General features: G+C 64.5%; 1 pseudogene. It reads left to right on the forward strand.

Features of this window, described 5'->3' with window-relative positions:
* Positions 1–293, forward strand: a pseudogene (gene argS, locus G3N61_RS39315) (arginine--tRNA ligase); the annotation flags it as partial.

Below are 293 nucleotides of genomic sequence, written 5' to 3' on the forward strand. Positions count from 1 at the left end.
ACATCGGGATCCCGAAGGGCTACCCCGACTACGTGCTGCACAAGATGGTCACCGTGATGCGCGACGGCCAGGAAGTGAAGATCTCGAAGCGCGCGGGCAGCTACGTGACGGTACGCGACCTGATCGAATGGTCGGGCGGCGCGGCGGCGGGCCAGGAAGCGGCGCCCGACCTGATCGACGAAGCGACCATCACGCGCGGCCGTGACGCGGTGCGCTTCTTCCTGATCTCGCGCAAGGCCGATACCGAGTTCGTGTTCGACATCGACCTCGCGCTGAAACAGAACGACGAAAAC

Origin of the sequence: Burkholderia sp. Ac-20349, from assembly GCF_017104865.1 — a bacterium.
Taxonomy (GTDB): Bacteria; Pseudomonadota; Gammaproteobacteria; order Burkholderiales; family Burkholderiaceae; genus Burkholderia; species Burkholderia aenigmatica.